25 protein-coding genes and 1 pseudogene are annotated in these 26773 nt (G+C 69.6%); 13 read left to right on the top strand and 13 right to left on the bottom strand.

Annotation, left to right across the window (positions count from 1 at the left end):
• Nucleotides 1-15 precede the first annotated feature (15 nt).
• From QZ749_RS01575 to QZ749_RS01560, 4 genes are all read right to left on the bottom strand, one after another.
• The gene (locus QZ749_RS01575; RefSeq protein ID WP_296942540.1) at nucleotides 16-2175 is read right to left on the bottom strand and encodes a DUF6600 domain-containing protein; all 2160 of its coding nucleotides are present in this window, start codon (nucleotides 2173-2175) and stop codon (nucleotides 16-18) included.
• 129 nt (nucleotides 2176-2304) lie between these two features.
• Complete coding sequence (locus QZ749_RS01570) at nucleotides 2305-2943, bottom strand: LysE family transporter (RefSeq protein ID WP_296942795.1); 639 nt, start codon at nucleotides 2941-2943, stop codon at nucleotides 2305-2307.
• A 121-nt stretch (nucleotides 2944-3064) separates the two neighbouring features.
• Nucleotides 3065-3349, bottom strand: a complete 285-nt coding sequence (locus tag QZ749_RS01565) for an HU family DNA-binding protein (protein ID WP_296942538.1) — start codon at nucleotides 3347-3349, stop codon at nucleotides 3065-3067.
• Nucleotides 3350-3459: 110 nt separating this feature from the next.
• Entirely contained in the window at nucleotides 3460-3687 is a 228-nt protein-coding gene (locus QZ749_RS01560; RefSeq protein WP_296942536.1) for a BrnA antitoxin family protein, read from the bottom strand.
• A gap of 202 nt (nucleotides 3688-3889) precedes the next feature.
• Here QZ749_RS01560 and QZ749_RS01555 point away from each other — a divergent pair, with 202 nt between their 5' ends.
• The 5 genes and pseudogenes from QZ749_RS01555 to QZ749_RS01535 all read left to right on the top strand — a co-directional run bounded on the left by QZ749_RS01555 (nucleotide 3890) and on the right by QZ749_RS01535 (nucleotide 10059).
• Entirely contained in the window at nucleotides 3890-4822 is a 933-nt protein-coding gene (locus QZ749_RS01555) for a DUF808 domain-containing protein (protein ID WP_296942534.1), read from the top strand.
• A gap of 430 nt (nucleotides 4823-5252) precedes the next feature.
• Nucleotides 5253-7709 (top strand): TonB-dependent siderophore receptor, encoded by a 2457-nt coding sequence (locus QZ749_RS01550; protein WP_296942532.1) that lies wholly within the window; start codon nucleotides 5253-5255, stop codon nucleotides 7707-7709.
• 267 nt (nucleotides 7710-7976) lie between these two features.
• Nucleotides 7977-8042, top strand: a pseudogene (locus tag QZ749_RS01545) (hypothetical protein); the annotation flags it as partial.
• Nucleotides 8043-8059: 17 nt separating this feature from the next.
• The gene (locus tag QZ749_RS01540) at nucleotides 8060-8197 is read left to right on the top strand and encodes a DUF2269 family protein (protein ID WP_373896767.1); all 138 of its coding nucleotides are present in this window, start codon (nucleotides 8060-8062) and stop codon (nucleotides 8195-8197) included.
• A gap of 71 nt (nucleotides 8198-8268) precedes the next feature.
• Entirely contained in the window at nucleotides 8269-10059 is a 1791-nt protein-coding gene (locus QZ749_RS01535) for a DUF885 domain-containing protein (protein ID WP_296942530.1), read from the top strand.
• 303 nt (nucleotides 10060-10362) lie between these two features.
• Here QZ749_RS01535 and QZ749_RS01530 read toward each other — a convergent pair whose 3' ends face one another.
• Both QZ749_RS01530 and QZ749_RS01525 read right to left on the bottom strand, forming a co-directional pair.
• Entirely contained in the window at nucleotides 10363-11157 is a 795-nt protein-coding gene (locus QZ749_RS01530) for a glutaminyl-peptide cyclotransferase (RefSeq protein ID WP_296942528.1), read from the bottom strand.
• A gap of 66 nt (nucleotides 11158-11223) precedes the next feature.
• Nucleotides 11224-12174, bottom strand: a complete 951-nt coding sequence (locus tag QZ749_RS01525; RefSeq protein WP_296942526.1) for a LysR family transcriptional regulator — start codon at nucleotides 12172-12174, stop codon at nucleotides 11224-11226.
• A gap of 234 nt (nucleotides 12175-12408) precedes the next feature.
• On the opposite strand from QZ749_RS01525, the gene QZ749_RS01520 reads away from it, so the two are divergent.
• Both QZ749_RS01520 and QZ749_RS01515 read left to right on the top strand, forming a co-directional pair.
• Complete coding sequence (locus QZ749_RS01520; protein ID WP_296942524.1) at nucleotides 12409-13437, top strand: XdhC family protein; 1029 nt, start codon at nucleotides 12409-12411, stop codon at nucleotides 13435-13437.
• A gap of 31 nt (nucleotides 13438-13468) precedes the next feature.
• On the top strand, nucleotides 13469-13780 hold the full coding sequence (locus tag QZ749_RS01515) for a c-type cytochrome (protein ID WP_296942522.1): 312 nt from the start codon (nucleotides 13469-13471) through the stop codon (nucleotides 13778-13780).
• Nucleotides 13781-13816: 36 nt separating this feature from the next.
• On the opposite strand, the gene QZ749_RS01510 is transcribed toward QZ749_RS01515, so the two are convergent.
• Complete coding sequence (locus QZ749_RS01510) at nucleotides 13817-14461, bottom strand: LysE/ArgO family amino acid transporter (RefSeq protein WP_296942520.1); 645 nt, start codon at nucleotides 14459-14461, stop codon at nucleotides 13817-13819.
• Nucleotides 14462-14566: 105 nt separating this feature from the next.
• Here QZ749_RS01510 and QZ749_RS01505 point away from each other — a divergent pair, with 105 nt between their 5' ends.
• Nucleotides 14567-15466 carry a LysR family transcriptional regulator ArgP gene (locus QZ749_RS01505; protein WP_296942518.1) on the top strand — a complete coding sequence of 300 codons (900 nt, stop codon included), beginning with the start codon at nucleotides 14567-14569 and terminating at the stop codon, nucleotides 15464-15466.
• Here QZ749_RS01505 and QZ749_RS01500 read toward each other — a convergent pair.
• Nucleotides 15423-15851 (bottom strand): hypothetical protein, encoded by a 429-nt coding sequence (locus QZ749_RS01500; RefSeq protein WP_296942516.1) that lies wholly within the window; start codon nucleotides 15849-15851, stop codon nucleotides 15423-15425. The two genes, QZ749_RS01505 and QZ749_RS01500, sit on opposite strands and share 44 nt — an antisense overlap.
• A 77-nt stretch (nucleotides 15852-15928) precedes the next feature.
• On the opposite strand from QZ749_RS01500, the gene QZ749_RS01495 reads away from it, so the two are divergent.
• The 3 genes from QZ749_RS01495 to QZ749_RS01485 all read left to right on the top strand — a co-directional run bounded on the left by QZ749_RS01495 (nucleotide 15929) and on the right by QZ749_RS01485 (nucleotide 17565).
• Nucleotides 15929-16291, top strand: a complete 363-nt coding sequence (locus QZ749_RS01495) for a MerR family transcriptional regulator (protein WP_296942514.1) — start codon at nucleotides 15929-15931, stop codon at nucleotides 16289-16291.
• Nucleotides 16292-16428: 137 nt separating this feature from the next.
• On the top strand, nucleotides 16429-16800 hold the full coding sequence (locus QZ749_RS01490) for a hypothetical protein (protein WP_296942512.1): 372 nt from the start codon (nucleotides 16429-16431) through the stop codon (nucleotides 16798-16800).
• Nucleotides 16801-16899: 99 nt separating this feature from the next.
• On the top strand, nucleotides 16900-17565 hold the full coding sequence (locus QZ749_RS01485; protein ID WP_296942511.1) for a beta/gamma crystallin-related protein: 666 nt from the start codon (nucleotides 16900-16902) through the stop codon (nucleotides 17563-17565).
• A gap of 149 nt (nucleotides 17566-17714) precedes the next feature.
• Here QZ749_RS01485 and modC read toward each other — a convergent pair whose 3' ends face one another.
• The 3 genes from modC to modA are packed head-to-tail and all read right to left on the bottom strand — an operon-like array spanning nucleotide 17715 to nucleotide 20221.
• Nucleotides 17715-18788: a molybdenum ABC transporter ATP-binding protein gene (gene modC, locus QZ749_RS01480; RefSeq protein WP_296942509.1), complete on the bottom strand. Its 1074-nt coding sequence runs from the start codon at nucleotides 18786-18788 to the stop codon at nucleotides 17715-17717.
• Entirely contained in the window at nucleotides 18785-19468 is a 684-nt protein-coding gene (gene modB, locus QZ749_RS01475; protein WP_296942507.1) for a molybdate ABC transporter permease subunit, read from the bottom strand. Before modB ends, modC begins: the two co-directional genes overlap by 4 nt.
• A complete protein-coding gene (gene modA, locus QZ749_RS01470) occupies nucleotides 19469-20221 on the bottom strand; it encodes a molybdate ABC transporter substrate-binding protein (RefSeq protein ID WP_296942505.1) in 753 nt (250 codons plus the stop codon).
• A 112-nt stretch (nucleotides 20222-20333) separates the two neighbouring features.
• Here modA and QZ749_RS01465 point away from each other — a divergent pair, with 112 nt between their 5' ends.
• The gene (locus tag QZ749_RS01465) at nucleotides 20334-21146 is read left to right on the top strand and encodes a TOBE domain-containing protein (protein WP_296942503.1); all 813 of its coding nucleotides are present in this window, start codon (nucleotides 20334-20336) and stop codon (nucleotides 21144-21146) included.
• 46 nt (nucleotides 21147-21192) lie between these two features.
• On the opposite strand, the gene QZ749_RS01460 is transcribed toward QZ749_RS01465, so the two are convergent.
• Nucleotides 21193-22113 carry a LysR family transcriptional regulator gene (locus QZ749_RS01460; RefSeq protein ID WP_296942501.1) on the bottom strand — a complete coding sequence of 307 codons (921 nt, stop codon included), beginning with the start codon at nucleotides 22111-22113 and terminating at the stop codon, nucleotides 21193-21195.
• A gap of 220 nt (nucleotides 22114-22333) precedes the next feature.
• On the opposite strand from QZ749_RS01460, the gene QZ749_RS01455 reads away from it, so the two are divergent.
• A complete protein-coding gene (locus tag QZ749_RS01455; RefSeq protein WP_296942499.1) occupies nucleotides 22334-23290 on the top strand; it encodes a zinc-binding dehydrogenase in 957 nt (318 codons plus the stop codon).
• 129 nt (nucleotides 23291-23419) lie between these two features.
• Here the strand turns inward: QZ749_RS01455 and QZ749_RS01450 are convergent, their stop codons facing one another.
• The gene (locus tag QZ749_RS01450) at nucleotides 23420-26464 is read right to left on the bottom strand and encodes a TonB-dependent receptor (protein WP_296942497.1); all 3045 of its coding nucleotides are present in this window, start codon (nucleotides 26462-26464) and stop codon (nucleotides 23420-23422) included.
• Nucleotides 26465-26773: the final 309 nt, after the last annotated feature.

The following is a 26773-nucleotide window of genomic DNA, read 5'->3' as shown; positions in this document are numbered from 1 at the left end:
ATGGTCCGCCGGATTTCAACGCTCCTGCTGGTGGCGGCCGTGGCCGTCCGTGTGCTGGCGCCGTTCCTCGCCGCCGCCGCGCGGCTGCGGCGGCGGGGCGGACGGTGCCGGCGGCGGCGCCGGGCGCGGCGCCGCCGCGGGAGGCGGGGCGGAAGACGCCATCACCGGCGGCGCGCTGCGCTGCGGGCGCTCCTGGCGTTCCGGGCGTTCCTGGCGCTCGGGACGCGGCTCCGGGCGCTCGAAACGGGGCGCCGGCGGGGCCGACATGACCGGCGCCGGCTGCGCGGCCTGGGCGGGCGCCTGCGGCCGGTTGCGCCGCCATTCCTCCATGCGCTCACGGCGCTCGTCCCGGTCGTTGCGGTCGTTGCGATCATTGCGATCATTGCGATCGTTATGGTCGCCGTCGCGGCGCCAGCCCGGCCGGCCCTGGAACTGTTCCGGCACGCCCTGTTGCGGCGTCGGCGACGTGGTGATCACGGGCTGCGGCGACTGGCGCGGCGGCGGGCTGGTGACCGTGCTCAGCGGTTGCTGCGGCAGGTGCGGGGTGGGACTCACGACCGGCTGCGGCTGGGCCGGCGCGGCCGGCGGCACCAGGCCCGGCGCCGGCGTGGCCTGCGCGACCTGGCCGGGACGGGGCGGACGCACGAAGCCGTCGCGGTCGTCGCGGCCGGTTTCGATGCGGCCCGGACCGGCGCCGTTGCCGCGTCCCTGGTCGCGGTTCCAGTCGCCGCGGTTCCACGCGTCGCGCTCGGGACGGCCGGCGCCATCCGGCCGGCCGGCGATGTCCGGTCGATCCGGGCGGCCCGCGCCGTCGGGGCGTTCCGGGCGTTCCGGACGCTCCGGCCCGTGCGGCGGCTGCGGACGCCCCGCCAGGTCGGGCCGCCCCGCGCCATCCGGACGGTCCGGACGGTTCGGCCGTCCCGGCCGCTGCGGGGGCGCCGGCGGCGCGCCGGCGGGCGCATCGTGCACGCCGCCCGGCGGCACCGTGGCGAGCGGCGCGCGCGGCACGTCGACGCGCCACGGGCGGCCCGGCCGGCCATGGTTGAAGCGGTCCTGCGGCACCACCGTCAGGCCCGGCGGGCGGTAGTCGTGCGGGCGGCGCGGGTCGGGGCGCACGTGCTGGTTCCACCACGCCACGTGGTTCGCCGGCGCGTGCCAGGTCGGCACGAAGCGGTCGTGCGGGGTCAGCGGGTACCAGCCCTGGCCCGGATGGCGCGTGCGGTCGCGGAAGGCGACGTTCCAGCCGGCGCCGCCGACCCAGCCGACCAGCGCCGGCGCCCATACGGCGTGGCCGGCGCGGCGGCCCGGCGCCCAGGCCCAGCGGTTGCGCACCTGGACCCAGCGGCCGTAGTGGAACGGGGCGTAGCCCCAGGGCGCGTTGTCGACCCAGGTCCAGCCCCACGGATCGAGCCAGGTCCAGCTGCCGTCGCGGTAGGGCACCCAGGACGCGGCCACGCTCGGGTACCACAGCGGACCGTAGTCGGCGCTGGTGCTCCAGCTGCCGTAGCGGTCGAGGTCTTCGTAGCCGGTCATCTCGCTGTCGACGTAGCGCACCGAAGTGGCGCCGTCCTGCACGCGGTCGCGCGCCGCGGCCCAGTCGTCGAAGGCGTCGCGGCTGGCGGCCAGCGTGCGCACGTCGTCCTCGCCCACGTCGGCGCGCTTGCCGGCGCGGACCGTCAGCTGCGAGGCGCCGGCCTCGACCAGGGCCACGCCGTCGAAGACGGTGACGGCACTGGTGTCGCGCACGCGCTCGGCGTCGATGCGCACCCGGCCCGGCTGCTGCAGGCGCACGCGCGCCTGCGGCGTCTCGAGCGCGAAGCCGTCCAGCACGTCCTGGTTGACGATGCGGATGCTGGCGCTGCCGTAGTGCAGGCGCAGGCGCATGGTCTCGTCGTCGAGCTGCAGTACCTCGAGGGCGGAATCGCCGTCCAGGCGGATCGAGGTGGAGCCGATGCGCACCTCGGTGCGCGCGCCGGCGGCCGTGCTGATCGTGTTGCCCGAGGTGACCGGCCAGTTGACCTGGGCCGCGCTGGTCTCGTCGTCGACGCGCACGTCGACCTGGCCCTGGGCCAGCGCGACGCGGCCGACGCGCGCCGGCGGATCGGCGGCCACGGCCAGCGCCGACAGGGTGGTCAACGCCAGCAGCGTCACCGCTTTCAGAATGGGGGTTCGCATCGTTCTCTCCGTCTCCAGCCAGTTGGATGTCTTGTACGGACGCACCGCGTCCACCTGATTAGAACGCACGAGCGTGCGAAAGGCCTACACGCGTTACAAACGGTTGCGAAACAGGGCAGGATGGATGCGTCAGGCCGAATGCCCGCGCTTGACGAAGAACAGCAGGCCGCCCATGGCCATCAGCACGGCGCCGAAGAAGCGGTTCTGCATCCTGACGGCGTGCACGTCGCGGAACCAGCGCTGCGCCGACGACGCCAGGAAGGCGTAGCCGTGCATGACGGTGGAATCGATCGCGACCATCGTCGCGCCCAGGATGGCGAGCTGGGGCAGCACCGGCGCGTCGCGCGCGATGAACTGCGGCAGCACCGCGACCATGAACAGGATGCCCTTCGGGTTGGTGGCATTGGTGAGGAAGCCGGTCAGCACGCGCCGCCCGAACGACGGGTGCGCGGCCATGCCGGCCGTCGACACGCCGGCCGCTTCGGCCCTGGCGCGCCACTGGCCGATGCCCAGCCAGATCAGGTACAGGGCGCCGACCGTCTTGACGACGGTGAAGGCGAGTTCCGAAGCCATCAGCAGCGAACCGACGCCGGCGCCGGCGATCGCCAGCACCAGCACCAGGCCGAGTTGCAGTCCCAGCACGGTGGCGCTGGCCTTCTTCACGCCGTAGGCCAGGCCGTGTGACATCGACAGCACGGCGCCCGAGCCGGGCGAAATGGCGATCAGGGTGCCGGCGACGACGAAGGCGATCCAGGTGGCGAAGCTCATGCGGGGACGGGAATCGGGAAAGGAAAGGAGGATGCGCGGCGCGCGGGGAAATGCGGGCATGGCGCGCAGCGGCCGGGAAACCCGGCCCGCCGCGGCCAGCCGCGGGCACTGCTTGCTTCTCTTACTTCTTCTTCGGATTGACGGCAGCCTTCAGCGTGGCGCCGGCAGCGAAGCGCGGGGTCTTCGACGCGGCGATCTTGATCGCTTCGCCGGTAGCCGGGTTGCGGCCCTTGCGGGCAGCGCGCTTGGTGACCGAGAACGTGCCGAAGCCGGTAATGCCGACCGTGTCGCCCTTTTTCAGGCGCTCGGTGATGATGTCGATGATGGTGTTCACTGCGTCGTTGGCAGCGGCGCCCGACATCTCGGTACGCTTCGCAAATTCAGCGATCAGTTCGCCTTTTTTCATAAATCCTCCGGGTTGAAAGAGCCGGAAGATTAGCATAATTACTTGCTGTATGTAATCTCGATACCGGACCGCGTTTGCCGTAGGCCCTGTATTGGCAGGCGTTCTGCGATTCAGGCGGCGGCCGGCGCGCCTTCCTGGCCCGCCAGGCGCAGGCGCAGCGCGGCATTGATCAGGGTCTGGTAGCCGGTGCCGGTGCGCTCGGCGCGCGAACGGAACTCGTTGAGCACCTCGTCGTCGAGGTAGATCGTGATGCGGGTCTTGCGCTTGGGCGGGCGCGCGCGGCGGCGCGGGGCGGTGGACAGGTCGGGCGCGACGAAGTTGGCGAAGTTCGGGTTCATGGCATCTCCTTCAGGTCTGGGAAGGCTGCTGCACCGCAGCCAATGCTGGAAATATACGTACCGGCCTGCCCGCGCGCCCTCGAAAAGCGACGGGATGCAGATTTCCGGGGATGAAACGCATAAATCACGCCTGAAGCGGATGCAAACGCAGGCCCCGTGTCGGTTAAGATGTGGTCATCTTGATATTGATAACGGGGTACACATGGCTGCGGGAAGTTTGCTGGCGTTGATCGACGATATCGCGACCGTCCTGGACGACGTCGCCCTGATGAGCAAGGTGGCCGCCAAGAAGACGGCCGGCGTGCTGGGCGACGACCTCGCCCTCAATGCCCAGCAGGTCACCGGCGTGAACGCCGACCGCGAACTGCCGGTGGTGTGGGCGGTGGCCGTCGGCTCGCTGCGCAACAAGGCCATCCTGGTGCCGGCGGCGCTGGCCATCTCCGCCTTCCTGCCGCAGGCGATCACGCCGCTGCTGATGGTCGGCGGCGCCTACCTGTGCTTCGAGGGCTTCGAGAAGCTGGCGCACAAGTTCCTGCACGGCGCCGAGGACGCCGCCCACAAGGAGGAACTGGCCGCCGCGCTGGCGTCCAACGCCGACATGCGCACCGTCGAGCAGGACAAGATCAAGGGCGCGGTGCGCACCGACTTCATCCTGTCCGCCGAGATCATCGTGATCGCGCTGGGCGTGGTCAACGAGAGCGGCACCACGTTCGGCGCCCAGGTGGCGGCGCTGGTGGCGGTGGCGATCGCGATGACGGTCGGCGTCTACGGCCTGGTGGCGGCCATCGTCAAGATCGACGACCTCGGCCTGTACCTGAGCCGGCGCGCCGGCGCCTTCGCCCAGGCGGTCGGCCGCCTGCTGCTGGCGGCGGCGCCGCGCCTGATGAAGACCCTGTCCGTGGTCGGCACGGCGGCCATGTTCATGGTCGGCGGCGGCATCATCGGCCATGCGGTCGAGCCGCTGCACCACCTGGCCGAGGGCGCGGCCCATGCGGTGGCCGGGGTGCCGGCCATCGGCGGCCTGCTGGCGGCCATCGCGCCCACCGCCGTCGATGCCGTGGCGGGGGTGCTGATCGGCGCCGTCGTGCTGCTCGCGGTGACGCTGGTGCAGCGCCTGCGCGGCAAGAAACACTGATCCATACGTCGTTTCCACAAGCATTTTTCCGTTCCTGCCGCGTCGCACCCCGGTGGTGCGATTGCCGGCCACGGGCGTGCATCCGGCACGCCCGCGCGCCTGTTTCCCTCTCGTTGTGCACCACCATGCGGCAGCACACCCGGTCCGCCGCATCCCACCCGCATACCCATCTGTTGTGTGCTTGCATCCTTTGCAAGCTGATTGAATTGACAATGTGAACGTCGCCCCCTCAGTATCGAGACGGGCGCGTCACAATCGGGCCCGACGCAGCGTCCCCGCGCCGACCGGCGCCGGATGGCGCCGCCGCCAAGTACCGACCAGGGAACAGGAATACCGCCGTATCGCATTCATGCCGACCGTGCCTTCAGCGGCCGGCATCAGACCAGAAAAAGGACAAGAGATGCAACCACGATTTGTGACGGAAAAGACTGTGCTCGCCGTATCCATCGCCGCCCTGTTCGGCGGCTTCGCCCCCGCCCATGCGCAGACCCAGGACAATGCCGCCGCCACCGTCGTCGTGACGGGCACCCGCGTGGCCAACCGCACGGCCCTCGACACCGCCTCCCCGGTCGACATCATCTCGGCCGAGACGCTCAAGAACACCGGCTCGACGGAACTGAACCAGGCCCTGGCCGTCGCCCTGCCCTCGCTGAACTTCCCGCGCCCGGCGCTGACCGACGGCACCGACACGATCCGCCCCGCCACCCTGCGCGGCATGGCCCCGGACCAGAGCCTGGTGCTGGTCAACTCGAAGCGCCGCCACGCGTCCTCGCTGGTCAACCTGAACGGCAGCATCGGCCGCGGCTCGGCCGCCGTCGACATGAACACCATCCCGTCGGCGATCGTACGCAACATCGAGGTGCTGCGCGACGGCGCCGCCGCCCAGTACGGCTCGGACGCCATCTCCGGCGTGGTCAACATCCGCCTGCGCACCGACCGCGACGGCGGCGAGGGCACCGTCACCTTCGGCGAACGCAAGACCGAATACGACCTGCTGAACGACGTCGCCCCTGCCGGCGCCACCTGGAGCGGCCCGAACTCGCGCAAGCGCACCGATGGCCGCACCAGGACCGCCAGCGTCTGGAAGGGCCTGCCGCTGGGCGAAACCGGCTTCGTCACCATCGCCGCCGAATACAAGGACCAGGACCACACGGAACGCAGCGGCTACGACATGCGCCAGCAGTACGCCAAGGTGAACGGCGCCTTCGATCCGCGCGAGCAGACCATCAACCGCTTCAACGCCTGGTACGGCGAGCCGGAGATGCAGCAGAAGACCCTGTTCGTCAACGCCGGCAACGACGTGGGCGGCGGCGCCAAGCTCTACGGCTGGGCGAGCTACCAGCTGCGCGACGCCGAATCGGCCGGCTACTTCCGCCTGCCGCAGGATGCGCGCAACGTGCAGGCGATCTATCCGAACGGCTTCCTGCCGATCATCGCCCCGACCGTCGAGGACTTCAGCGCCGCCTTCGGCGCCAGCTGGACCGAGGGCGACTGGGACATGGACGCCTCGCTGGTGTACGGCCAGAACGGCATGAACTACTCGATCGAGCACACGCTGAACACGTCGATCGGCCCATCCAGCAAGACCCAGTTCAACGCCGGCGGCTTTTCGTACAACCAGCTCGTCTACAACGTGACCGGCGTGCGCAAGTTCGACGTGCAGGGCCTGGCGTCGCCGCTCAACCTGGCGCTCGGCACCGAGGTGCGGCGCGAAGGCTACGAGATGCATGCGGGCGAGCCGGATTCCTGGCGCTACGGCGGCGCGGTGCTGGCCAACGGCACCCCGGCCGCGCCGGGCGCCCAGGTGTTCCCGGGCTTCCGTCCGGCCAACAACGTCAGCACCTCGCGCACGGCGGTGGGCTTCTTCGCCGACGCCGAGGCCAACGTCACCGACGCCTTCCTGGCCTCGGCGGCGATCCGCGGCGAACGCTATTCCGACTTCGGCAGCAGCCTGGCCGGCAAGCTGTCGGGCCGCTACGACTTCGGCAAGAACTTCGCGCTGCGCGGCGCGGTGCAGAACGGCTTCCGCGCGCCCTCGCTGCAGCAGCAGTACTTCACCTCGACCTCGACCAACTTCATCAACGGCATCCCGTACGAGATCACCACGTTCAAGCCCAGCGACCCGGTCGCGGTGGCGCTGGGCGCCAAGGACCTGAAGGCCGAGAAGTCGACCAACTTCTCGCTGGGCGCCGTGATGCGCCTGGCCCCGGTCAGCCTGACCATCGACGCCTACCGCATCAACATGCGCGACCGCATCGTGCTGTCGGAGAACCTGACCTCGGCGGCGGTGCGCAACTACATCGTCTCGCAGGGCTTCGCCGGCGTGGGCGGCGGGCGCTTCTTCATCAACGGCGTGAGCACCAGGACGCAGGGCGTCGACATCGTCGCCAGCCTGCCGTGGAACGCCGGCGCCGCGGGCCGCTTCGACTTCACCCTGGCCGGCAACGTCAACAAGACCGAAGTGACCAAGGTCCCGACCACGGCCCAGCTGGCCGCGTTGAACCCGGCGCCGGTGCTGTTCGACCGCGTCAACGTGCTGACGCTGGAAAAGGGCCAGCCGAAGAACAAGGTCACGGCGAGCATGAACTGGAAGCTGGCCCAGTGGGGCCTGACGGCGCGCGCCACCCGCTACGGCGAGGTGCTGGCCCCGGGCACGACGGCGGCGTTCGACTACGAGCTGTCGGCCAGGACGATCGTCGACCTGGAAGCGCGCTTCGCCGCCACGCCGAAGCTGACGCTGGCCGTGGGCGCGGACAACGTGTTCGACCAGTACTCGGAAACGCTGCCGCCGGCGCTGAACACGACCGGCAACACGCCGTTCTCGAACTACACGCCGTTCGGCAACAGCGGGCGCTTCATCTACGCGCGGGCCAGCTACGCGTTCTGAGGCCCATGACCGCCGGCATCGCCTTCGCGTAGGGTGGGCAGCTCCACCCCGCCGTGCGCAATGACGCTGCGTCCGCGCTGCCCACGCGTGACGCGTGCACGGCTCGCGGCCGCAAACGAAGACGCGCCAACATGACGCGAACGTCACGCGTGGGCAGCATCGACGCAGCGTCATTGCGAACGCAAGGGTGGAGCTGCCCACCCTACGCTGCCGCAGGATGCGCACCGCGCCGCATGCCCGTCGGGATTGAAACCGAAAGGAGAACGCATGCGGATCCTGCTCACCGGAGCGAACGGTTTCATCGGACGACGATTGCTGCACGCCCTGCTGGCACAAGGCCACGAGGTGGTGTGCGCCACGCGGCCGACGGCGGCACCGACCTGCCGCCGCTGTACTGGCGCTATTTCCGCACCTGGGTCGCGCTCGGCATTCCCGCCTTCCTCGCCTTCGTCGCCATCTTCTGGCTGATGGTGGCCAAGCCGGTATAAGGACCGGCGCCACGGCGTTTCCGATTAGAATCCCGTATCGCCCACGGGGCTTTCCACATACAGGGAGACGCATGTCACACACGGTCCGCACGCTCGGTTTCGCCCTTTTCGCCACCTCGGTCGCCGCCGGCGCCGCCTTAGCCGCCCCGGTGGCCACGACTGCGCCGGCCTGGGTGGCGCGCAGCGACGCCTACACGCAGCCGGTCCTGAAGGATACCGGCAAGTACGTCCCCGAGGAATCGACCGAGCTGGGCGACGAGAGCGTCGACACGGCCATCGTCGACTTCAAGCCGCGCGTGTGGGAGCGCGAGCTGGCCGACACCGAGAAGCGCCTGCAGGAACTGCGCCGCCAGCGCGCCGCCGAACAGGACGTCAAGGTGCGCCAGGACCTGGACATCCTGATCGATTCGCGCGAAAAGAAGATCGCCACCATGAAGCTGGAGCACAAGTACCTGCTCGAGTACGTGAACGTGGGCGAATTCGTGTTCGGCGGCCTGCGCGCCCTGCTCGACCCGCGCAACAAGCCGGAACGCCAAAAGCTGGCCCTGGTGCGCCTGAAGCGCTATGCCGGCAAGGAAAGCGGCTACGTGCCGCTCGCCGTGCTGGCCAAGGCGCGCGGCGAGGAACGCCTGGCCGCCAAGGGACTGATCGGCCCCTACGTGGGCGAAGTCCAGGATGGCCTGGACAACGGCGCCACCTACATGGACGGCATCGAGGACCTGTTCAAGAAAGCCGGCATCCAGGGCTGGGAGGCCGACTTCGCGGCCCTCAAGGCCCAGGTGGCCGACTACGACGCCTGGGTCAAGGCGCGCATCCTGCCGCGCGCGCGCCATGAAGTACGCCTGCCGGAAGCGGTCTACGTGAACCGCCTGGCCAACGTCGGCGTCGACATCGCGCCCGAGGAGATGATCGAGCGCGCCGGCTTCGACTTCCAGGAAGTGCGCGACCAGATGCAGGTGGTGGCCGCCACCATCGCCGCGCAGAAGAAGATGCTGACGACCGACTACCGCGACGTGCTGCGCGAACTGAAGACGTCCACCATCCCGCCCGAGCAGCTGCTGCCCTGGTACCGCGAGCGCCTGAAGGACATCGAGGGCATGATCCGCGCGCACGACCTGGTCACGCTGCCCACGCGCGAGGCCAACATCCGGGTGGCCACCCCGGCCGAGGCGGCGCGCTCGCCGGTGCCGTTCATGAGCCCGCCGCGCCTGATCGGCAATACCGGGGAATACGGCGAATTCGTGATCCCGCTGGGCAACCCGAACGCGAAGACGAAGGACAGGATGGACGACTTCGACTTCACCGCGATGGCCTGGACGCTGGCGGCCCACGAGGCGCGCCCCGGCCACGAGCTGCAGTTCGCGTCGATGGTCGAGCAGGGCATGTCGGTGGCGCGCGCCCGCTATGCCTTCAACAGCACCAACGTCGAGGGCTGGGGCCTGTATTCGGAAGCGCTGATCCTGCCCTACATGCCGCCCGAAGGCCAGCTGGTGTCGCTGCAGGCGCGCCTGCTGCGCATGGCGCGCGCCCTGCTCGACCCGCAGATCAACCTGGGCCGCATGACGCCGCAGCAGGCCAAGGCCTTCCTGATGCAGGAGGTCGTGCTGTCGGAGCCGTTCGCGCAGTCGGAAGTGGACCGCTACGCCTACCGCAGCCCGGGCCAGGCCACCGCCTACTACTACGGCTACGTGAAGCTGCGTTCACTCAAGACGCTGGCCGAGCTGGAGCTGGGCAAGGACTTCGACCTGAAGGCGTTCAACGACTTCGTGATCGCCCAGGGCATCCTGCCGCCGGCCCTGCTCAAGCAGGCCGTCCTGCAGGATTTCATTCCCGCGCAGAAGGCGAAGCTGGCGCGCAAGTAGATGCATGGCTACGCGGCGCCGGCGCCGCGCCGAACCCGGTAAGGTGGACACTCCATTCCCTTTTCAGGAGTTCACATGCGCAAGATGATCATGATGGCGATCGCCGGCTATCTGTGGAAAAAATTCCAGTCGCGCGGCGGCGCCAGGCCAACCCACGAAGGCCGCACGGTGGGCCGCTACTGACGATACCGGGGCCGGCGCGCGCATGCGTGCCTGCCGGATCCTGCCGGGCGACGCCAAGCGCATGACGGGCGTCGGCCGGCGCGCACGTCGGCAGGGCCGTGGTGGCGCCGTCGCCGCCGCTCAGCGCCGCTGCACCTTCACCAGCTCGATCTCGAACAGCTTCGGCCACAGCTTGCCCGTCACGTACAGGCGCTTGGCCCTGGCATCCCAGGCGATCCCGTTCAGCACCGCGTCGACGTTGCTGGTGCCGCGCTGGTCCGGCGGCAGCAGGCCGGTGAGGTCGATCCAGCCGACCACGTTGCCGCTGGCCGGGTCGATGCGCGCGATCACGTCGGTACCCCAGACGTTGGCATAGAGCTCGCCGTCGACGACTTCCAGCTCGTTCAGCTGCGGCACCGGCTTGCCCTCGGCGGTCACGCGGATGCGGCGGGTTTCTTCCAGCGTCTTCGGATCGAGCACGCGGATGTCCGGCGTGCCGTCGCTCATGTAGACGTATTTCGCGTCGCTGGCCAGGCCCCAGCCTTCGCCCTTGTAGTTGAAGCGGCTCTTCAGCGCGAACGTCTTCGCGTCGTACACGAAGCCGACGTTCGACTGCCAGGTCAGGCCGACGATGGCGTCGCCCACGGCGGTCGAGCCTTCGCCGAAGTATTCCGGCGCCAGGTCCTTCTTCTGCAGCACCTTGCCGGACTTGAGCTCGACGCGGCGCAGCGAGGACTGGCCCTTCTGGCCGGTGGTCTCGAACAGGTGGCCGTCCTTGAAGAACAGGCCCTGCGTGAAGGCCTGCGGGTCATGCGGGTAGGTGTTCTTGACGACGAAGCCGTACACGGGGATCGCGGCCCGGGCCACGGACGCCGCCGGCAGGGCGACGGCGACGGCCAGGACGGCGGACAACGCGAGGGAAGCGGATTTGTTCATGGTATTCCAGGGTCGGGGCACCGGTCGGGAAGAGTGCCGGCGCGCCGGCATAGTATGCCATCGACGTCAGGGAGCCTGCGGCTCGACGTGGTCCTGCACGATGTCGGCGATGCAGCGGCGCAGGAATGCGAGCACCGGATCGTGCTCGCGGCGGCGGTGCCAGATCAGGCACATGTCCATGAACAGCGTGTCGACGTCGAGCGGCGCCACCTCCATGTCGGGCATGGCGCGGTAGATGCTGCTGTAGATGCGCGGCTGCAGCGACACCGCCGGCATCGCCGCCAGCAGGCGCGCGGTGGCCATCTGGCTGTCGGTCAGCGCCACCAGGTTGCGCGCCAGGCCGTGCGCCGCGATCACCTGGTCGACCACGGAATCCTCCTCGCCGCGCCAGCCCAGTCCCACCTGCGGATAGCGCATCGCCACCGCCAGCGTCATCGGGCCGTCGAGCCGGATCTGGCTGCGCGCATAGACGGCGTCGAAGCCGCAGCGCATCAGGCGCTGCATGCCGTGCCAGTCGCGGTAGCCCGGCTCGGGCACCCAGAACGCCAGGTCGACTTCCTCGGCGTCGATGGCCCCCGGCAGCGCGTTGCGGCTGAACTGGCGCGACCACACGCGCAGGCCCGGCGCCAGCGCGCGCAGCTTGAGCACCAGCGGCGGCAGCAGCATCGCGTCGAGGCCGTCGATCAGGCCCAGCTTGACCGTCGCATGGACCTGGCCGATGTCGACGTCGTCGCGCGCGAACAGGAAGCCGTGCGCCTGCTCCAGCCAGGCGCGCACGCGCGGCGCCAGCGCCAGGGCCAGCGCGCTCGGCTCCATCCGGTTGCCGGCGCGGACGAACAGCGGGTCGCCCAGCGCCTCGCGCAGGCGCCCGAGCGCATGGCTCATCGCCGGCTGGCCGATGAACACGCGCGCGGCGGCGCGGCCGACGTGGCGCTCCTGCATCAGCGCGTCGAACGCCACCAGCAGGTTCAGGTCGATGCGCCGGAAATCCGCGTGGCGCAGCGGCAGTTCTTCCATCGGTTCTCCCGCCATCATCCGTTATGGTCATGTGAGGCGCCATTATGTCACCGCGGTGGCCGCGCCGCGCGCGGCGCCTGCTGCGCCATGGCAACGTCTGCGGCCATGCCACCTTCCTGGCCAGGCGGGTTCGCCGAACACGCGCCGGGCCGGCCGGCTTTTCCGTTTTGCGTTAGCATTCGCCTGCCCGCCGCGCCATCGCCGCGCGGCGCTGGAATGCGAAAGGAAACCGGAATGGACAGTATCGACCTCGAAGTGCTGCACGCCTGCAACGCCTGGCTGCGCGCCGGCCATGCCTGCGAATACGTGACCGTGGTGCGCACCTGGGGATCGAGCCCGCGCCCGGTCGGCGCCACGATGGCGATCCGCGCGGACGGCACGGTGGTCGGCTCGGTCTCGGGCGGCTGCATCGAGGACGACCTGATCGCCGCCGTGCGCGAGCGCGGCATCACGCGCAGCAAGCCGGAAGTCATTACCTACGGCATCTCGGCCGATGAGGCGCACCGCTTCGGCCTGCCCTGCGGCGGCACGATCCAGCTGGTGGTCGAGCCGCTGGGCGCGCACAGCCGCATCGACGCGCTGCTGGCGCTGGCCCAGCGCCGCGTGCTGACGCGGCGCACGCTCGACCTGGACAGCGGCGCCGTCGACCTGGCCGAGGGCCACGCCGACGAGCAGCTGCGCATCGACGACGGCCGGCTGGTCAGCATCCACGGCCCGCGCCTGCGCATGCTGATCATCGGCGCCGGCCAGCTCTCGCAATTCCTGGCGCAGATCGCCGTCGGCCTGGAATACCAGGTCACCGTGTGCGACCCGCGCGAGGAATACCGCGGCAGCTGGACGCTGCCCGGCGTGCAGGTCGTGCACACGATGCCGGACGACCAGGTGCTGGCCATGAAGCTGGACAGCCGCAGCGCCGTGATCGCGCTGACGCACGACCCCAAGCTCGACGACCTGGCCCTGATGGAAGCGCTCAAGACCGACGCCTTCTACGTCGGCGCGATCGGCTCGCGCGCCAACAATGCGCGCCGCCGCGAGCGCCTGCGCGAGTTCGACCTCAGCGCGGAACAGATCGACAAGCTGCATGGCCCGATCGGCATCTATATCGGCAGCAAGACGCCCTACGAGATCGCGGTCTCGATCCTGGCCGAGCTCACCGCCGTCAAGAACGGCGTGCCGCTGCCGCTGCAAATCTCGGTCGAAGCCGGCAAGGCGATGGCCGGCCAGCCGGCCACCGAGGCGCCGCCGGACGCGCTGGCCGCCTGAATTTCCCACCAACGAGAAGGAGTTCTCCCCGATGAAGATCCGGATCATGCTGCTTGCCGCGTGCGCGCTGGCCGGCGCCGCCCAGGGCGCGCTCGCCAGCCCCGACCTGGCCAAGGCCAAGAACTGCATGGCGTGCCATGCGGTGGCCACCAAGATCGTGGGCCCGGCCTACAAGGACGTCGCCGCCAAGTACGCCAAGGACGCGGGCGCCGCCGAGCGCCTGGCGCAGAAGATCCAGAAGGGCAGCCAGGGCGTGTGGGGCCCGGTGCCGATGCCGCCCAATCCGCAGGTCAGCAACGACGAGGCCGCGACGCTGGCCAAGTGGATCCTGGCCCAGAAATGACCGCCGCGGGACGCGCCGTCCCGCGCGTCCATCGTCTCAGGCGGCGCGCAGCAGCAGCGCCGCCAGCACCAGCATCGTCAGGCCCGTGCAGGTCTCGATCGCGCGCCACACGGCGGGCCGCGCCAGCACGAAGGCGCAGCGCCGCGCCAGCCATCCCAGTCCCGAGAACCACAGCAGCGAGGCCGCCATCGCGCCGGCCGCGAACGAGCCGCGGTGGTCCGCCGCCAGGCTGCTGCCGACCGCGCCCAGCAGCACCACCGTGTCCAGGTAGACGTGCGGGTTGAGCAGGGACATCGCCAGCACCACGCCCAGCGCCCTGGCGGCGCCGTCCCGGCGCGCGCCTTGTTGTCCGTCCTGCCGCGCCCCCTGCCGTGGATCCTGCGGCGCGCTGCCGCCGCGCCAGGCCGCGCGCAGGCAGCGCACGCCGTACCACAGCAGGAACAGGGCGCCGCCCCAGCGCGCCGCCGCCAGCAGGCCCGGCGCGGCCGCGACCAGCGCCCCGAAGCCGGCCATGCCCAGCGCGATCAGTGCGATGTCGACGAGCACGCAGGCGGCCACCGTCAGCGCGACGTGGCGGCCGCCGACGGCGGTGCGGATCACGTGGGCGTTCTGGGCGCCGATGGGCATGATCAGGCTGGCGCCCAGGCCCAGCCCCTGCAGGAAGATGGCTTGCGAAAACATGGTGCGGTTCCCCGGATGGTTCGAATCGGGCACAGCATGCCGCGCAGGAGGGTGCTCATCAATTATATTAATGAAATCTAATCCTCATTAAATCCGGCTAATCCAATGACCATCGATCCACGCCGCAGCGACGCGTTCCTGGCCGCCGTCGACAGCGGCAGCCTGGAGCAGGCCGCGCTGCGCCTGAACGTGACGCCATCGGCGGTGTCGCAGCGCATCGCCGCCCTCGAGCAGGACCTGGGCACGCCGCTGCTGGTGCGTGCGCGCCCCTGCCGCCCGACGGCGCCGGGCATGCGCCTGCTGCAGTTCCTGCGCCGCCGCGCGCTGCTCGAGGACGAATTCTTCGCCGAGCAGCGCGACGATCCCGGGCCCGTGCGGGTGACGCTGGCGGTCAACAACGACAGTCTCGCCACGTGGCTGCTGCCGGTGCTGGCGCCGGTGCTGGTCGGGGAGGGCATGCTGGTCGAATTCGTGCTGGACGGCCAGGGCCATACCTTCGCGCTGCTGGAACAGGGCCGCGCGCTGGCGTGCGTGTCGGGAGAGACGGCGCCGATGCGCGGCTGCACCGTCGAGGCGCTGGGCGCGATGCGCTACCGGATGGTGGCCGCGCCGGCCTTCGCCGCGCGCTGGTTCCCCGGCGGCATGACGCGGGAAGCGGCGCGCCATGCGCCGGTGATGGTGTTCGACCGCAAGGACACGTTGCAGACCACCTTCCTGCTGCAGCATTTCGGCCTGCCGGAAGGCGCGTATCCCTTCCATTACGTGCCGTCCAGCGACCCCTACGTGCAGGCGATCCGCCTCGGGCTCGGCTACGGCCTGCTGCCGCTCGAGCAGTGCGCGGCGATGCTGGCGAGCGGCGCGCTGGTCGACCTGGCGCCCGGGCTGCACGTGGACGTGCCGCTGTACTGGCATGCGTGGCGGATCCAGCCGCCGCGGCTGGAGCGCATGGGGACGGCGCTGGTCAAGGGTGCGCGCGCCGTGCTGCTGCCCCTGGCGCCGCCGTGACGCCGGCCGGCAGCGACTGCGCCACGCCCCACGCCAGTTCCGGCACCAGGAACAGCCACAGCAGCGGCGCACCGGTCTGCGCCAGCGTCCACGCCATCCACGCCGCGAACAGCAGGCGCGCCACGGCGTCGTGGCGGCCCAGCGCGATGCTCGGCGCGCGCAGGCGCAGCACCGACCACACCAGCACGACGCTGCCCATCAGGCAGGCGAACAGCAGGTGGAACGGGCCGAAGGCGGGCAGGGCGGCGCCGCCGAGCCGGGTATTCGCGGCGGACAGGTGGGCATGCGCCAGGGCGAACGTCCACGGCGTGGCGAACGGCGCGGTGAGCAGCAGGTCGTAGGCGGCGCTGGCGCGCACCAGTTTCAGGAAGGCGGATTCGGTCATGACGGCTCCATCGGTGAATGTCGCCGCATGATGAACCCTGGAGTACACTCCAGGGTCAACCCCTGATCGATCCCGCCATGCACATCGGTGAACTGTCCCTCGCGACCGGCCTGAGCCGGGATACGCTGCGCTTCTACGAAAAACGCGGCCTGCTGGCCGCGCGCCGCCTGGCCAACGGCTACCGCGACTATCCGCACGAGGCGGTGCAATGGCTGTGCTACCTGCGCAGCGCCCAGGCGCTCGGCTTCACGCTGGCCGAGATCGAGGCCGGCATGCCGCTGCTGCAGGATGCCGACACCTCGGCGGCCAGCCTGCGGGCGGCGCTGGCGCGCAAGCTGGCCGACATCGACGCCCGCATCGCCGGCCTGGCCGTGCTGCGCGAACGGCTGGCGCGCGAGCTGGCGGCGCCGGCCGATTGCCCGGTCCTGGCCGCACGGTAGCGCAAGACTATTTTTTAGCGGATAGACACGGATACAATACAACGACAAGCGGGCCGCGAGCCCGTCCGCGATCCGCATGGATCGTCCTGGGGAGGGCATCGATGAACTGGGGAATCGAATTCGTGTCGGCAAAGTTCTTGCCGACACTGCCGGAGGATTGCCAGGTGAATCCCGGCCGCTATGGTTTCGAGCTCGCCCTGTGCCTGGCGCAGGGGCTGAACCGGCAGGGCATCGTCACCAGTTATCCGAACGACGAGGACTGGGCCTGGTTCCTGGACTACGAGCCGTCCGACGCGCTCAACCTGACGATCTGCTGCGCCAGCCGCTGCGGCATCGGCGCCGGCTACGGGGACGTGCCGATCGTCTGGACGGTCTCGATCCACGAACGGCGCAGCATGAACCAGCGCATCTACAACCTGTCCAGCCATGCGGAACTGGAGGCGCTGGGCAGCCGCATCGTCGCGCTGCTGCGGAACGAAGACATCGAGCCCGTTCGGGTGAAAGTTTAAATTGGAAATTTGTTACAGAAGATTGTCGTCCCGTAATGGTGCTGACGCGTTAATGGCATGAGCGCCGACGGATGGCGCACCGTTCACGATGGAGATGACATGAAACGCCTGCTTGCCGCCGCCGCCGTGCTGGCCACCCTGACCAACACCGCCCTTGCCGGCGAACTGACCCTTTTCGCCGACAGCAATTTCCGCGGCAACCGCGTCACGCTGGAACGCGATGCCCGCAACCTGGGCGACATGAACTTCAACGACCGCGTCTCGAGCATCGCGATCCGTTCCGGCGTCTGGCAACTCTGCGAACACGCGAACTTCGACGGCCGCTGCATCGAACTGGGCCCGGGCGAGTACCGCAACCTGCCGGATTTTAACGATGCCATTTCCTCGGTCCGCGAAGTGACGCGCGGACCGGGCCGCGGACCGGGCGGCCCGGGGCGCTGGGACGACCGTGACGAACGCGGCGACCACGGGGACTGGCGCGGCGACCGCGGCGGCTGGCGCGACGACCGCCGGGGCGGCGACGACGTCGAACTGTTCTCCAGCCAGCGCTTCGAAGGCGCCCAGGTGGGCCTGTCGCGCGACCAGCGCTCGCTCTCCGACGTCGGCTTCAACGACCGCGCCGGCTCGATCATCATCCGCGAAGGCCGCTGGGAATTCTGCGAACACGCCGACTTCCGCGGCCAGTGCGTCGTCTTCGGCCCGGGCCGCTACGCCTTCCTCGAACAAATGAACAACCGCATCTCCTCGATGCGCCGCGTCCGCTGATCCCCCTCAAACCGGGGTCCGAGCCCGGTTTTTGGCAATAGCCCGAATGCATCCAAAGATGCGATGTCGCATGCGTAGCACGTTGCTGCCACCAAGATCTTTCCAAAATTCGGGCTCTGACCCCGGCTCTGACCCCGGTTTGAGGGGGGTCAGGTGAGCAGGGCGACGCCCTTGACTTGGGCCCAGAGTTGCTGGCCGGGGGTGATGGCGAGGTCGCGGCGCGAGCGTTCGGTGATGCGTGCCAGCAGCGGCGAGGCGCCCACGCGCAGTTGCACCAGCACGTGGCCGGGCACGTCGGTAGCGGCCACCGTCGTCACCACGGCCGGCAGCAGGTTGACGATGCTGGTGCCCTGCGGCCGTGCCAGGGCCAGGCTGACGTCGCGCGCGTGGATGCGGCAGCGCAGGCGGCTGCCCAGCGGCTCGTGGCGCCGGCCCACGTACAGCGTGCCGCCGGCGAAGTCCAGGCGCGACAGCGCGTCCGGCGCGTGGCCGGCCAGTACCGTGTCGAGCACCACGCCGGCATCGTCGGCGAACGCGGGCGGCAGGTCGGCGCGCGCCAGCGTCTCGCCCAGGGGACCGCTGGCGACGACCTTGCCGGCATCCAGCAGCACCAGGTGGTCGGCCAGGCGCGCCACCTCGTCCGGGGCGTGGCTGACGTAGACGATCGGGATCGCCAGCTCCGCGTGCATGCGCTCGAGATAGGGCAGGATTTCCTGCTTGCGGCGCAGGTCGAGGGCCGCCAATGGTTCGTCCATCAGCAGCAGGCGCGGCGACGCCAGCAGGGCGCGCGCGATGGCCGCGCGCTGGCGCTCGCCGCCCGACAGCTGGTGTGGACGCCGGTCCAGCAGGTGGCCGATGCCGAGCAGCTCGGCCACCGGCGCCAGCGCGAAGCGGCGCGCGGCCGGTGCGATGCGCCGGCGGCCGAAATCCAGGTTGGCGCGCACGGACAGGTGCGCGAACAGGCTCGCCTCCTGGAACACATAGCCCAGCGGACGCTGGTGCACCGGCAGGAAGATGCCGGCCGCATCGTCCTGCCAGGTCTCGCCTCCCAGCGCGACCAGGCCGCCGGGCGCCCGTTCCAGGCCCGCGATCGCGCGCAGGATCGTGGTCTTGCCGGAACCCGAATGGCCGAACAGGGCGCTGATGCCGCGCTCGGGCAGGTGTAGGTCGACGTCCAGCAGGAAGTCGCCGCGGTCGAGGCGGATGCGGGCGCGGATCGTCATCGGCCGTGTCCTTTCCCGGCGTGCGGCCGGAAGGTGGACAGCGCCAGCAGCACCAGGAAGGCGAACACCAGCATGCCGCCGGACAGCCAGTGCGCCTGCGCGTACTCGAGCGCCTCGACGTGGTCGTAGATCTGCACCGAGATCACGCGCGTCTTGTCGGGGATGTTCCCGCCGATCATCAGCACCACGCCGAACTCGCCGACCGTGTGCGCGAAGCCCAGCACCGCGGCGGTCAGGAAGCCGGGCCGGGCCAGCGGTACCGCGACCGACCAGAACGTGTCCCAGGGACCGGCGCGCAGCGTCGCCGCCACTTCGAGCGGGCGCTCGCCGATCGCCTCGAAGGCATTCTGCAGCGGCTGCACGACGAAGGGCAGCGAATACAGCACCGAGGCGATCACCAGCCCGGGAAAGGTGAAGGGCAGCAGGCCGATGCCGAGCGCCTGCGTCAGGCGGCCGCCGGCGCCGTCCGGGCCCAGCACCAGCAGCAGGTAAAAGCCGATCACGGTCGGCGGCAGCACCAGCGGCAGCGCGACCACCGCGCCGACCGCGTGGCGCAGGGGCGAGCGCGTGCGCGCCAGCCACCAGGCGAGCGGGGTGCCGAGCGCCAGCAACAGCAGCGTCACCAGGGTCGCGAGTTTCAGCGTCAGCCGGATCGCGGCCAGGTCGGCGGCGTCGATCACTTACAGCGCGTAGCCGTAGCCGCGGATGATGTCCCGGGCCTTGTCCGACTTCAGGTAGGTGGCCAGCGCCCGGGCGGCGGCATTGTCGGCGCCCCGCGACAGGAGGACGGCATCCTGGCGGATCGGGTCGTGCAGCGCGGCCGGCACGATCCAGCCCGAGCCCGCGGTCAACCTGCCGTCGGCCCAGACCTGCGACAGCGCGACGAAACCCAGTTCGGCATTGCCCGTGCCGACGAACTGGTAGGCCTGGGCGATGTTCTCGCCCTGCACCAGCTTGGGCCGCACCGTCGCCGTCACGCCAAGCCGGTCCATGGTCTCGACGGCGGCCAGGCCGTAGGGCGCGGTCTTCGGGTTGGCGATCGCCAGGTGGGCGTAGGCGCCGGTTTCCAGCACCTTGCCGTGGGCATCGACGTAGCCCGGGCGCGCCGACCACAGCACCAGCTTGCCGGTGGCATAGGTGAAGCGCGAGCCGGCCACCGTCCTGCCTTCCTTCTCCAGCCTGGCCGGGGTGGCGTCGTCGGCCGCCAGCAGCAGCTCGAATGGGGCGCCGTTGACGATCTGGGCGTAGAACTTGCCGGTGGCGCCGAAGGCCAGCACCGCCTTGTGGCCCGTGTCCCGCTCGAAGGCGGCGGCGATGCGCTTCATCGGTTCGGTGAAATTGGCGGCGACGGCCACCTGCACCTCGGCGGCGTGGGCGGCAACGGACGCGCTGGCGCAGCCGAGCATGGCCAGCAGGACGGCAAGACGTTTCATGCGGTTCTCCGTGGAATGGCGCTATACACTGGAGTATATAACGAAAGATTGGCGTTAGTGCACAGCCGGCGATTGCGGTTATGCTCTCGTCCTGGCACAAGCGGAGAAGGCGATGGACGAGGAAGGCGGCAACTTTGCATTGCAGGGCACGCTGTCGATGACGGTGGGCGGCGAACCCTTCGGCGGCCACGGCCGCATCGAACTGCTGGCGAAGATCGCCGAGACCGGTTCGATCAGCCAGGCCGCCAGGGCGGTGCCGATGAGCTACAAGGCCGCCTGGGACGCCGTCGACGCGATGAACAACCTGGCCGGCGAACCGCTGGTGGAACGGCTGGCCGGCGGCAAGGGCGGCGGCGGCACGCGGCTGACGGCGCGCGGCGCGCGCCTGGTGCGGCACTTCCAGGCGCTCGAACAGGTGCACCGCCGCTTCGTCGCGCAACTCGACGGCATGTCGGCCGCGATGGCCGACGACTTCAACCTGCTCAACCGGCTGCACATGAAAACCAGCGCACGCAACCAGTTCTTCGGCACCGTCGCCAGCGTCAAGGCGGGCGCCGTCAACGACGAGATCGCACTCGACATCGCCGGCGGCGACCAGCTCGTCGCCATCGTCACCCACGACAGCACCGAGAGCCTGGGCCTGGCGCCCGGCGTCCAGGCCTTCGCCCTGGTCAAGGCCTCGTCGGTGATCCTGCTGACCGATGCCGGCGGCGCGCGCTTCTCGGCCCGCAACCGCCTCGAGGGTACCGTGGCGCGCCTGCTGCCCGGCGCCGTCAACACCGAGGTCGTGCTCGACCTGGGCGGCGGCGGCAGCATCGCGGCCATCATCACCAACGCCAGCGCCGAGGCGCTCGCGCTGCGCGCAGGCGCGCCGGCCACCGCGATGTTCAAGGCGTCGAGCGTGATCGTGGGCGTGCCGGGCTGAGGATGGGCGCGACCGTTCGCCCCGCCCGGCGCCGGGAACGAAGGGCCTAGCTGCTGAACTTGCGCGCCAGTTCGTCGCGCTCGAAGGCCGCGACGACGAAGTCGACGAAGGCGCGCGTCTTGGCGGGCAGCAGGGCGCGGCTCGGGTAATACAGCGAGATCGATCCCGCATCCACGTACCAGTCCGGCAGCAGGCGCACCAGCGTGCCCTGCGCCAGGCCCGCCAGCACGTCGGGCATGGCCAGCACGGCCACGCCCATCCCCAGCAGCGCCGCCGCGCGCACGGCTTGCGGATCGCTCAAGACCGCCAGCGTGCGCATTTCCAGCAGCGCCTGCTCGCCGGCGCCGGTGCGCATGTGCCATTCGCGCATGCGGCCACTGTGCAGGAAGCGCATGCCGATCGCATCCAGGCCGGCCAGGTCGCGCGGATGGCGCGGCAACGCGCGTCCCGCCAGCCATGCCGGCGCCGCCACCGCCACCAGGTGCACCGGCGCCAGCGTGCGCGCGACCATGCCCTGGTTCAGGCCGAAGCCGCCGCCGATCGCGACGTCGTAGCCTTCGCCGATGAGGTCGACCTGGCGGTTCTCGAAATGCCACTCCGGCTTGATGCGCGGGTAGCGCGCCAGGAATGCCGGCAGCAGCGGCATCAGGTAGTCCAGTCCGAAGATCGGGGAGACGGTCAGCTTCAACACGCCGCCCGGCTCGTCCTGGCCGGTCGCCACGTCGGCCAGCGCCGCCTGCAGGCCGTCGAGGTTGGCGCCGATGCCGGCCAGCAGGCGCTCGCCGGCTTCCGTCAGGCGCAGGCGCCGCGTCGAGCGCTGGAACAGGCGCGCGCCCAGGTTCCTTTCCAGCATGGCGACGTTGCGGCTGACGGCGGCCGGGCTCAAGCCCAGGCGCCGCGCCGCTTCCGAAAAGCTGGACGCTTCCGCCGCGCGCACGAAGCATTCGAGGTTGCTGAGGGTTTCCATGCCGGGATTTTATAATAATGTTTGAAAATGCTTAAAGCGATTCAGGACTAATCAAGCAGGAATAAACGGCGGATAGTGCACGCATCGACAACCCATCCGAAAGGACACGATCATGATCACCCCTACCGTTTCTTCCCTGCCGCGGCAAGGCAAGGTTGCCCCGTCACCGGCGCCGCCGTCGACGTCGACGGCGGCCCGGTCGCCTGATCCGGAGGATGCCATGAGCACAGCGATCCGCATCCACGCCACCGGCGCCCCGTCGGTGCTGCGCACGGAATCCGTCGAGGTGGGCCGGCCCGGCCCCGGCCAGGTACGCCTGCGCCAGCAGGCGGTGGGCGTGAACTACGTCGACACCATGGTGCGCGACGGCCGCTACCCGCTGCCGCTGCCGGCCATCCCCGGCTTCGAGGCCGCCGGCACCGTCGAGGAAACCGGGCCGGGCGTGACGGGCCTGGCTGCCGGCCGGCGCGTGGCCTATTTCTTCGCCGCCGGCGCCTATGCCAGCGAGCGCCTGGTCGACGCGCGCGCGCTGGTGCCGCTGCCGGACGACATCGATGCCGAACGCGCCGCCGCCTTCCTCGCCAAGGGCCTGACGGCCTGGATGGGCATGCACGCGCTGTACCGCCTGCGCGCCGGCGAGACGATCCTGGTGCAGGGCGCGTCGGGCAACGTCGGGGCGATCCTGTCGCGCTGGGCGCGGGCGCGGGGTGCGACCGTGATCGGCGTGGCCGGTTCGGCAGCCAGGCTGGACAAGGTGGCGCGCGGCGCGCACCACGCGCTGGCGGCGGACGATGCCGGATTCGCCGGCAAGCTGCGCGCGCTCGCGCCGCACGGCGTGGACGCGGTCTACGACTTCGTGGGCGCGGCCGTGGCGCAATCGACGCTGGATGCGCTGCGCGACGGCGGCACCGTCGTGGCGATCGGCGCGGCCTCCGGTGCGCCGCGCTTCGACCCGGCGCTGCTGGCGCGGCGCCGCATCGCCGTGCGCGCCGGCGGCACGCCGCAGTACGTGAACGCGGACAACGTGCTGGAGGCGGCGGAAGACCTGTTCGGCGCGCTGCGCGCCGGCCTGTTCGACGACCTGGAGATCGTGCGCCACCCGCTGGCGCGGGCGGCGCAGGTGCACGAGGACATCGCGGCGCGCAGGCTCGCCGGGCTGGCGGTGCTGGTCCCGTAAAAGACCCGCACAAAGAACAACGTCGTCCCGGCGGAGGCCGGGACCCAATCTTGCCGGCGTCGTCGAAACGCATGCAGGAATTGGGTCCCGGCCTTCGCCGGGACGACGGTCTTCGGGCTGCGGTCCCGCTCAGAACTTGTAGCGCGCGCCCACCATGTACCTGCGTCCGCCGGTCGTCACCGTCAGCACCTGCTCCTTGGTGCGGCCGTGCGTGCGCATGGTCTCGTCGTTGAGGTTGATGCCCTCGAAGGACAGGCTCAGGTTCTTGGTGAGGTTGTAGCCGATGCTCAGGTCGACCTGGCCGTACGGCTCGACGTAGCGCGGGTTCGGCTGGTTGTTGTCGGCCACCGAGGCGAGGAACTCGTCACGCCAGTTGTAGGCCAGGCGCACCGACCACTTGCTGTCCTCGTAGATGCCGACCAGGTTGGCCGAATCCGACAGGCCGACCAGCGCGAACTGGTTCGCGGTGCCCATGTTGTCGAACTTCAGGTCGGAATTCACCCACGTGTAGTTCGCCTGCACGCCGAAGCCGCTGTTGCCGAAGAAGTGCTGCAGGTTCAGCTCGGCGCCCTTGAGCTTGGCCTTCTTCTCGTTCACGTAGGTCGTCAGCAGGTAGGGCAGCGCCGGATCGCCCGGGATGCCGCTGATGGTGCCCAGCGCATTGCCCGCCTCGTTGGTGCCGGTCATGGTGACGCCCGGCTGGCCGTTGAAGTTGCGCAGGATGTAGTTGCGCATGCAGTTGGTGTCGGTGGCCACGCACCCGGCGGCGACCGCGGCGTTCCAGTACTTGCCGCCGACCGGCGTGGTGGCCGTGGTCGACGGTTCGTTCACGACCACCTGGCCGGCGTAGTTGTCGAGGTCCTTGTGGAACAGGCCCAGCGAGACCATGCTCTGCTTGGTGTAGTACCACTCGGCCGACAGGTCCAGGTTCTTCGACTTGACGGGTTCGAGCGCCGGGTTGCCGCGGTTGCCCGTGACGCCGCGCACCGAGGCCGTGGTGCCGATGCTGGTGCCGCCCTCGATCTGGTCGTAGCGCGGACGGCCGATCGACACGCCGTAGCTGGCGCGCACCTTGAAGTCGTCGCGCACGTCCATGTCCCAGTCGAAGGTCGGCAGGAAGTTCTTGTAGCTGCCCGTCTGGGTCTGGTAGGTGGTCGCGCCGAACACCAGCGGCAGCTCGTTCTGCGAGATCCAGTTCAGCTGCGTCGGCACCTTGGCCAGGCCGGTCGAGGCGACGTCGGTCTTCTCGTAGCGGAAGCCCACGCCCGTGTGCATCGGCATCGCGGTATCCCAGTCGGTGTTGAACTGCAGGTACAGCGACTTGGTCTTCTCGACCGTGGTGCGGTCGAACTGCGGGTCCGACAGGCTCGGCGTGTAGCCGGCCCGGTCGCCGGTGAGGGCGATGGCGGCGTCGCGCACCTTGGAAAAGTCGAAGGTGTGGATCTGGTCGAACAGCTTCGGATCGCCCGAGCCGCCCAGCTTGTCGAAGTACTGGCGCAGCGAGTCGGCCTGCCACAGGCTCTGGTCGTAGCCGCCGTTGGCCGCCGTGGCGGTGCCGGACCAGGTGTCGCGCTGGACCTGCTGGAACTTCGAGTGGTTGTCGTTCTTGACGTAGCCGAGGCCGAAGTTCAGGTTCGAGCGCTGCAGCATCTTCAGGCTGCCGCCGACCTGGGCCTGGTCGATCTTCATCTTGTTGATGCCGTCCTGGAACCAGGAGCCGCTGACCTGGTGCGGCGCGCGCACGAAGTCGGCGCCCTGGATCGACAGCACCGGCATCTCGTTGCTGAAGTCCAGCGCCGAGGTGCCGCGGCTGAAGCTGACGGTGGCCAGGTCGTTGTTCGAGCCGTACGGGCTGTCCTTCTTGGCTTCCGCGGTCGAATGGTGCGCGTCGAAGGTCAGCTTCAGCGACGGCGAGGCTTTCCACTGGGCGTTGAAGCCGACGGAATTGTTGTTGGCCACCGTGGCGAAGTCGCCGCCGTTCATCGCGATGTCCTGGTTGCTCACCCGCTCTTCATAGTAGATCGGCGTGGCCACCGGCCCCTTGGTGAAGGTGCTCGACTGGACCGTGGTGTCGTGGTTGAACCAGGCCGACAGCTCGTGGTACTTGGTCTGCACCTTGTTCTGCGAATAGGTGTAGTCGAGCGTGGTGGTCAGGTCCTTGTTCGGACGGAACTGGAAGGTCAGCTGGCCGTTGGTGCGCTGGCGCTTGGAGCCGCGCATGAAGTAGGAGATGTTCTGCGGCGTCAGGTAGATGTCGTTGGCGCCCGGCGGGTTGGTCACGCCCGCGTAGCCCGGCGTGCCCGGCTGCGGGATCGCGCCGCTCGACGTGTCGCCCATCTTGAACGGTCCCAGCCAGCCGTTGGTGACGGACGCCTGGTTCACGCCCAGGTTGCGTTCCTGGTAGCTGCCGCTGACGGCCACGCCGAACATGCCGTTGCCGAAGGTGGTGCTGTAGATGCCCGAGATCTCGGGCGTGTACGAGCGCTTGGCCTTGTCGGCGTCCGGCAGGTTGTCGTTGGAGGTGTCGTACACGCCCTTGATGCCGACGCTGGCCGTGTTCCCCAGGTCGAACGGACGCGCCGTCATGATGTTGATGGTGGCGCCGATGCCGCCCGGCGGCGTGTCGGCGCGCGCGCTCTTGTAGACCTGGATCTGCTGCACCGATTCCGACGCCAGGTTGCTGAAGTCGAAGGCGCGGCCGGCCTGGTCGCCCAGGCTGGCGGTCGGCATCTGGCGGCCGTTGAGCAGCACCATGTTGAGGTCGGGGCCGACGCCGCGCACGGTGACGTTGGCGCCTTCGCCGCGGTTGCGGTCGATCGACACGCCGGAGATGCGCTGCAGCGATTCGGCCAGGTTGGTGTCCGGGAACTTGCCGATGTCGTCGGCCACGATGCCGTCGACGATGCCGTCCGAGTTGCGCTTCAGGTTCAGCGTCGACTGCAGGCTGGCGCGGATGCCGGTCACGACCACGGTATTGGCCGCGGTGGGCGGCGCATTCGTGACGGCGGGACCGGGCGCTGCCTGGGCTGCCGGCTGGGCCGCGGCATCGGCCGCGGCTTCCTGGGCATGCAGGGGCGCGCCCAGCGCCGCGCAGGCGCCGGCAACGGCCAGGCAGACCAGGCGCTGCCGGGTATGGAGGCGAAAATGGGGATGTCCCTTGGTGGTGTACGGCACGGTGTCTCCTCTCTCTGTGGAAAGTAACGCGCTCGCCCTTGGCGGACGGCGTCGTCGGTGGTCCTGCGAAACTCACCTGTCCCTTGTTCTCGTTGTTTTCGTGGGACTGCGTTCTGTGCTGGAAAGCGACTCTGCGGTCACTTCATGTGTCACGAACGTACTTATCAAAGTGAAGAGTAGAAAAAACACGTCAATTGGTCAATCCAACGAACAAACTAAATTCACATTTTTCGCCATGCGAATCGGGTAAGTGCGGTTTTCCGGACAAGCGTTCCGGCCGTTCCGGCAGGCCGCCGCGGCGGTCGCCCG

It is taken from the genome of uncultured Massilia sp., assembly GCF_913773735.1.
GTDB lineage: Bacteria > Pseudomonadota > Gammaproteobacteria > Burkholderiales > Burkholderiaceae_D > Telluria.
The sequence above is the reverse complement of the archived record's forward strand: the minus strand, read 5'-3'. Positions and strand labels throughout refer to the sequence as shown.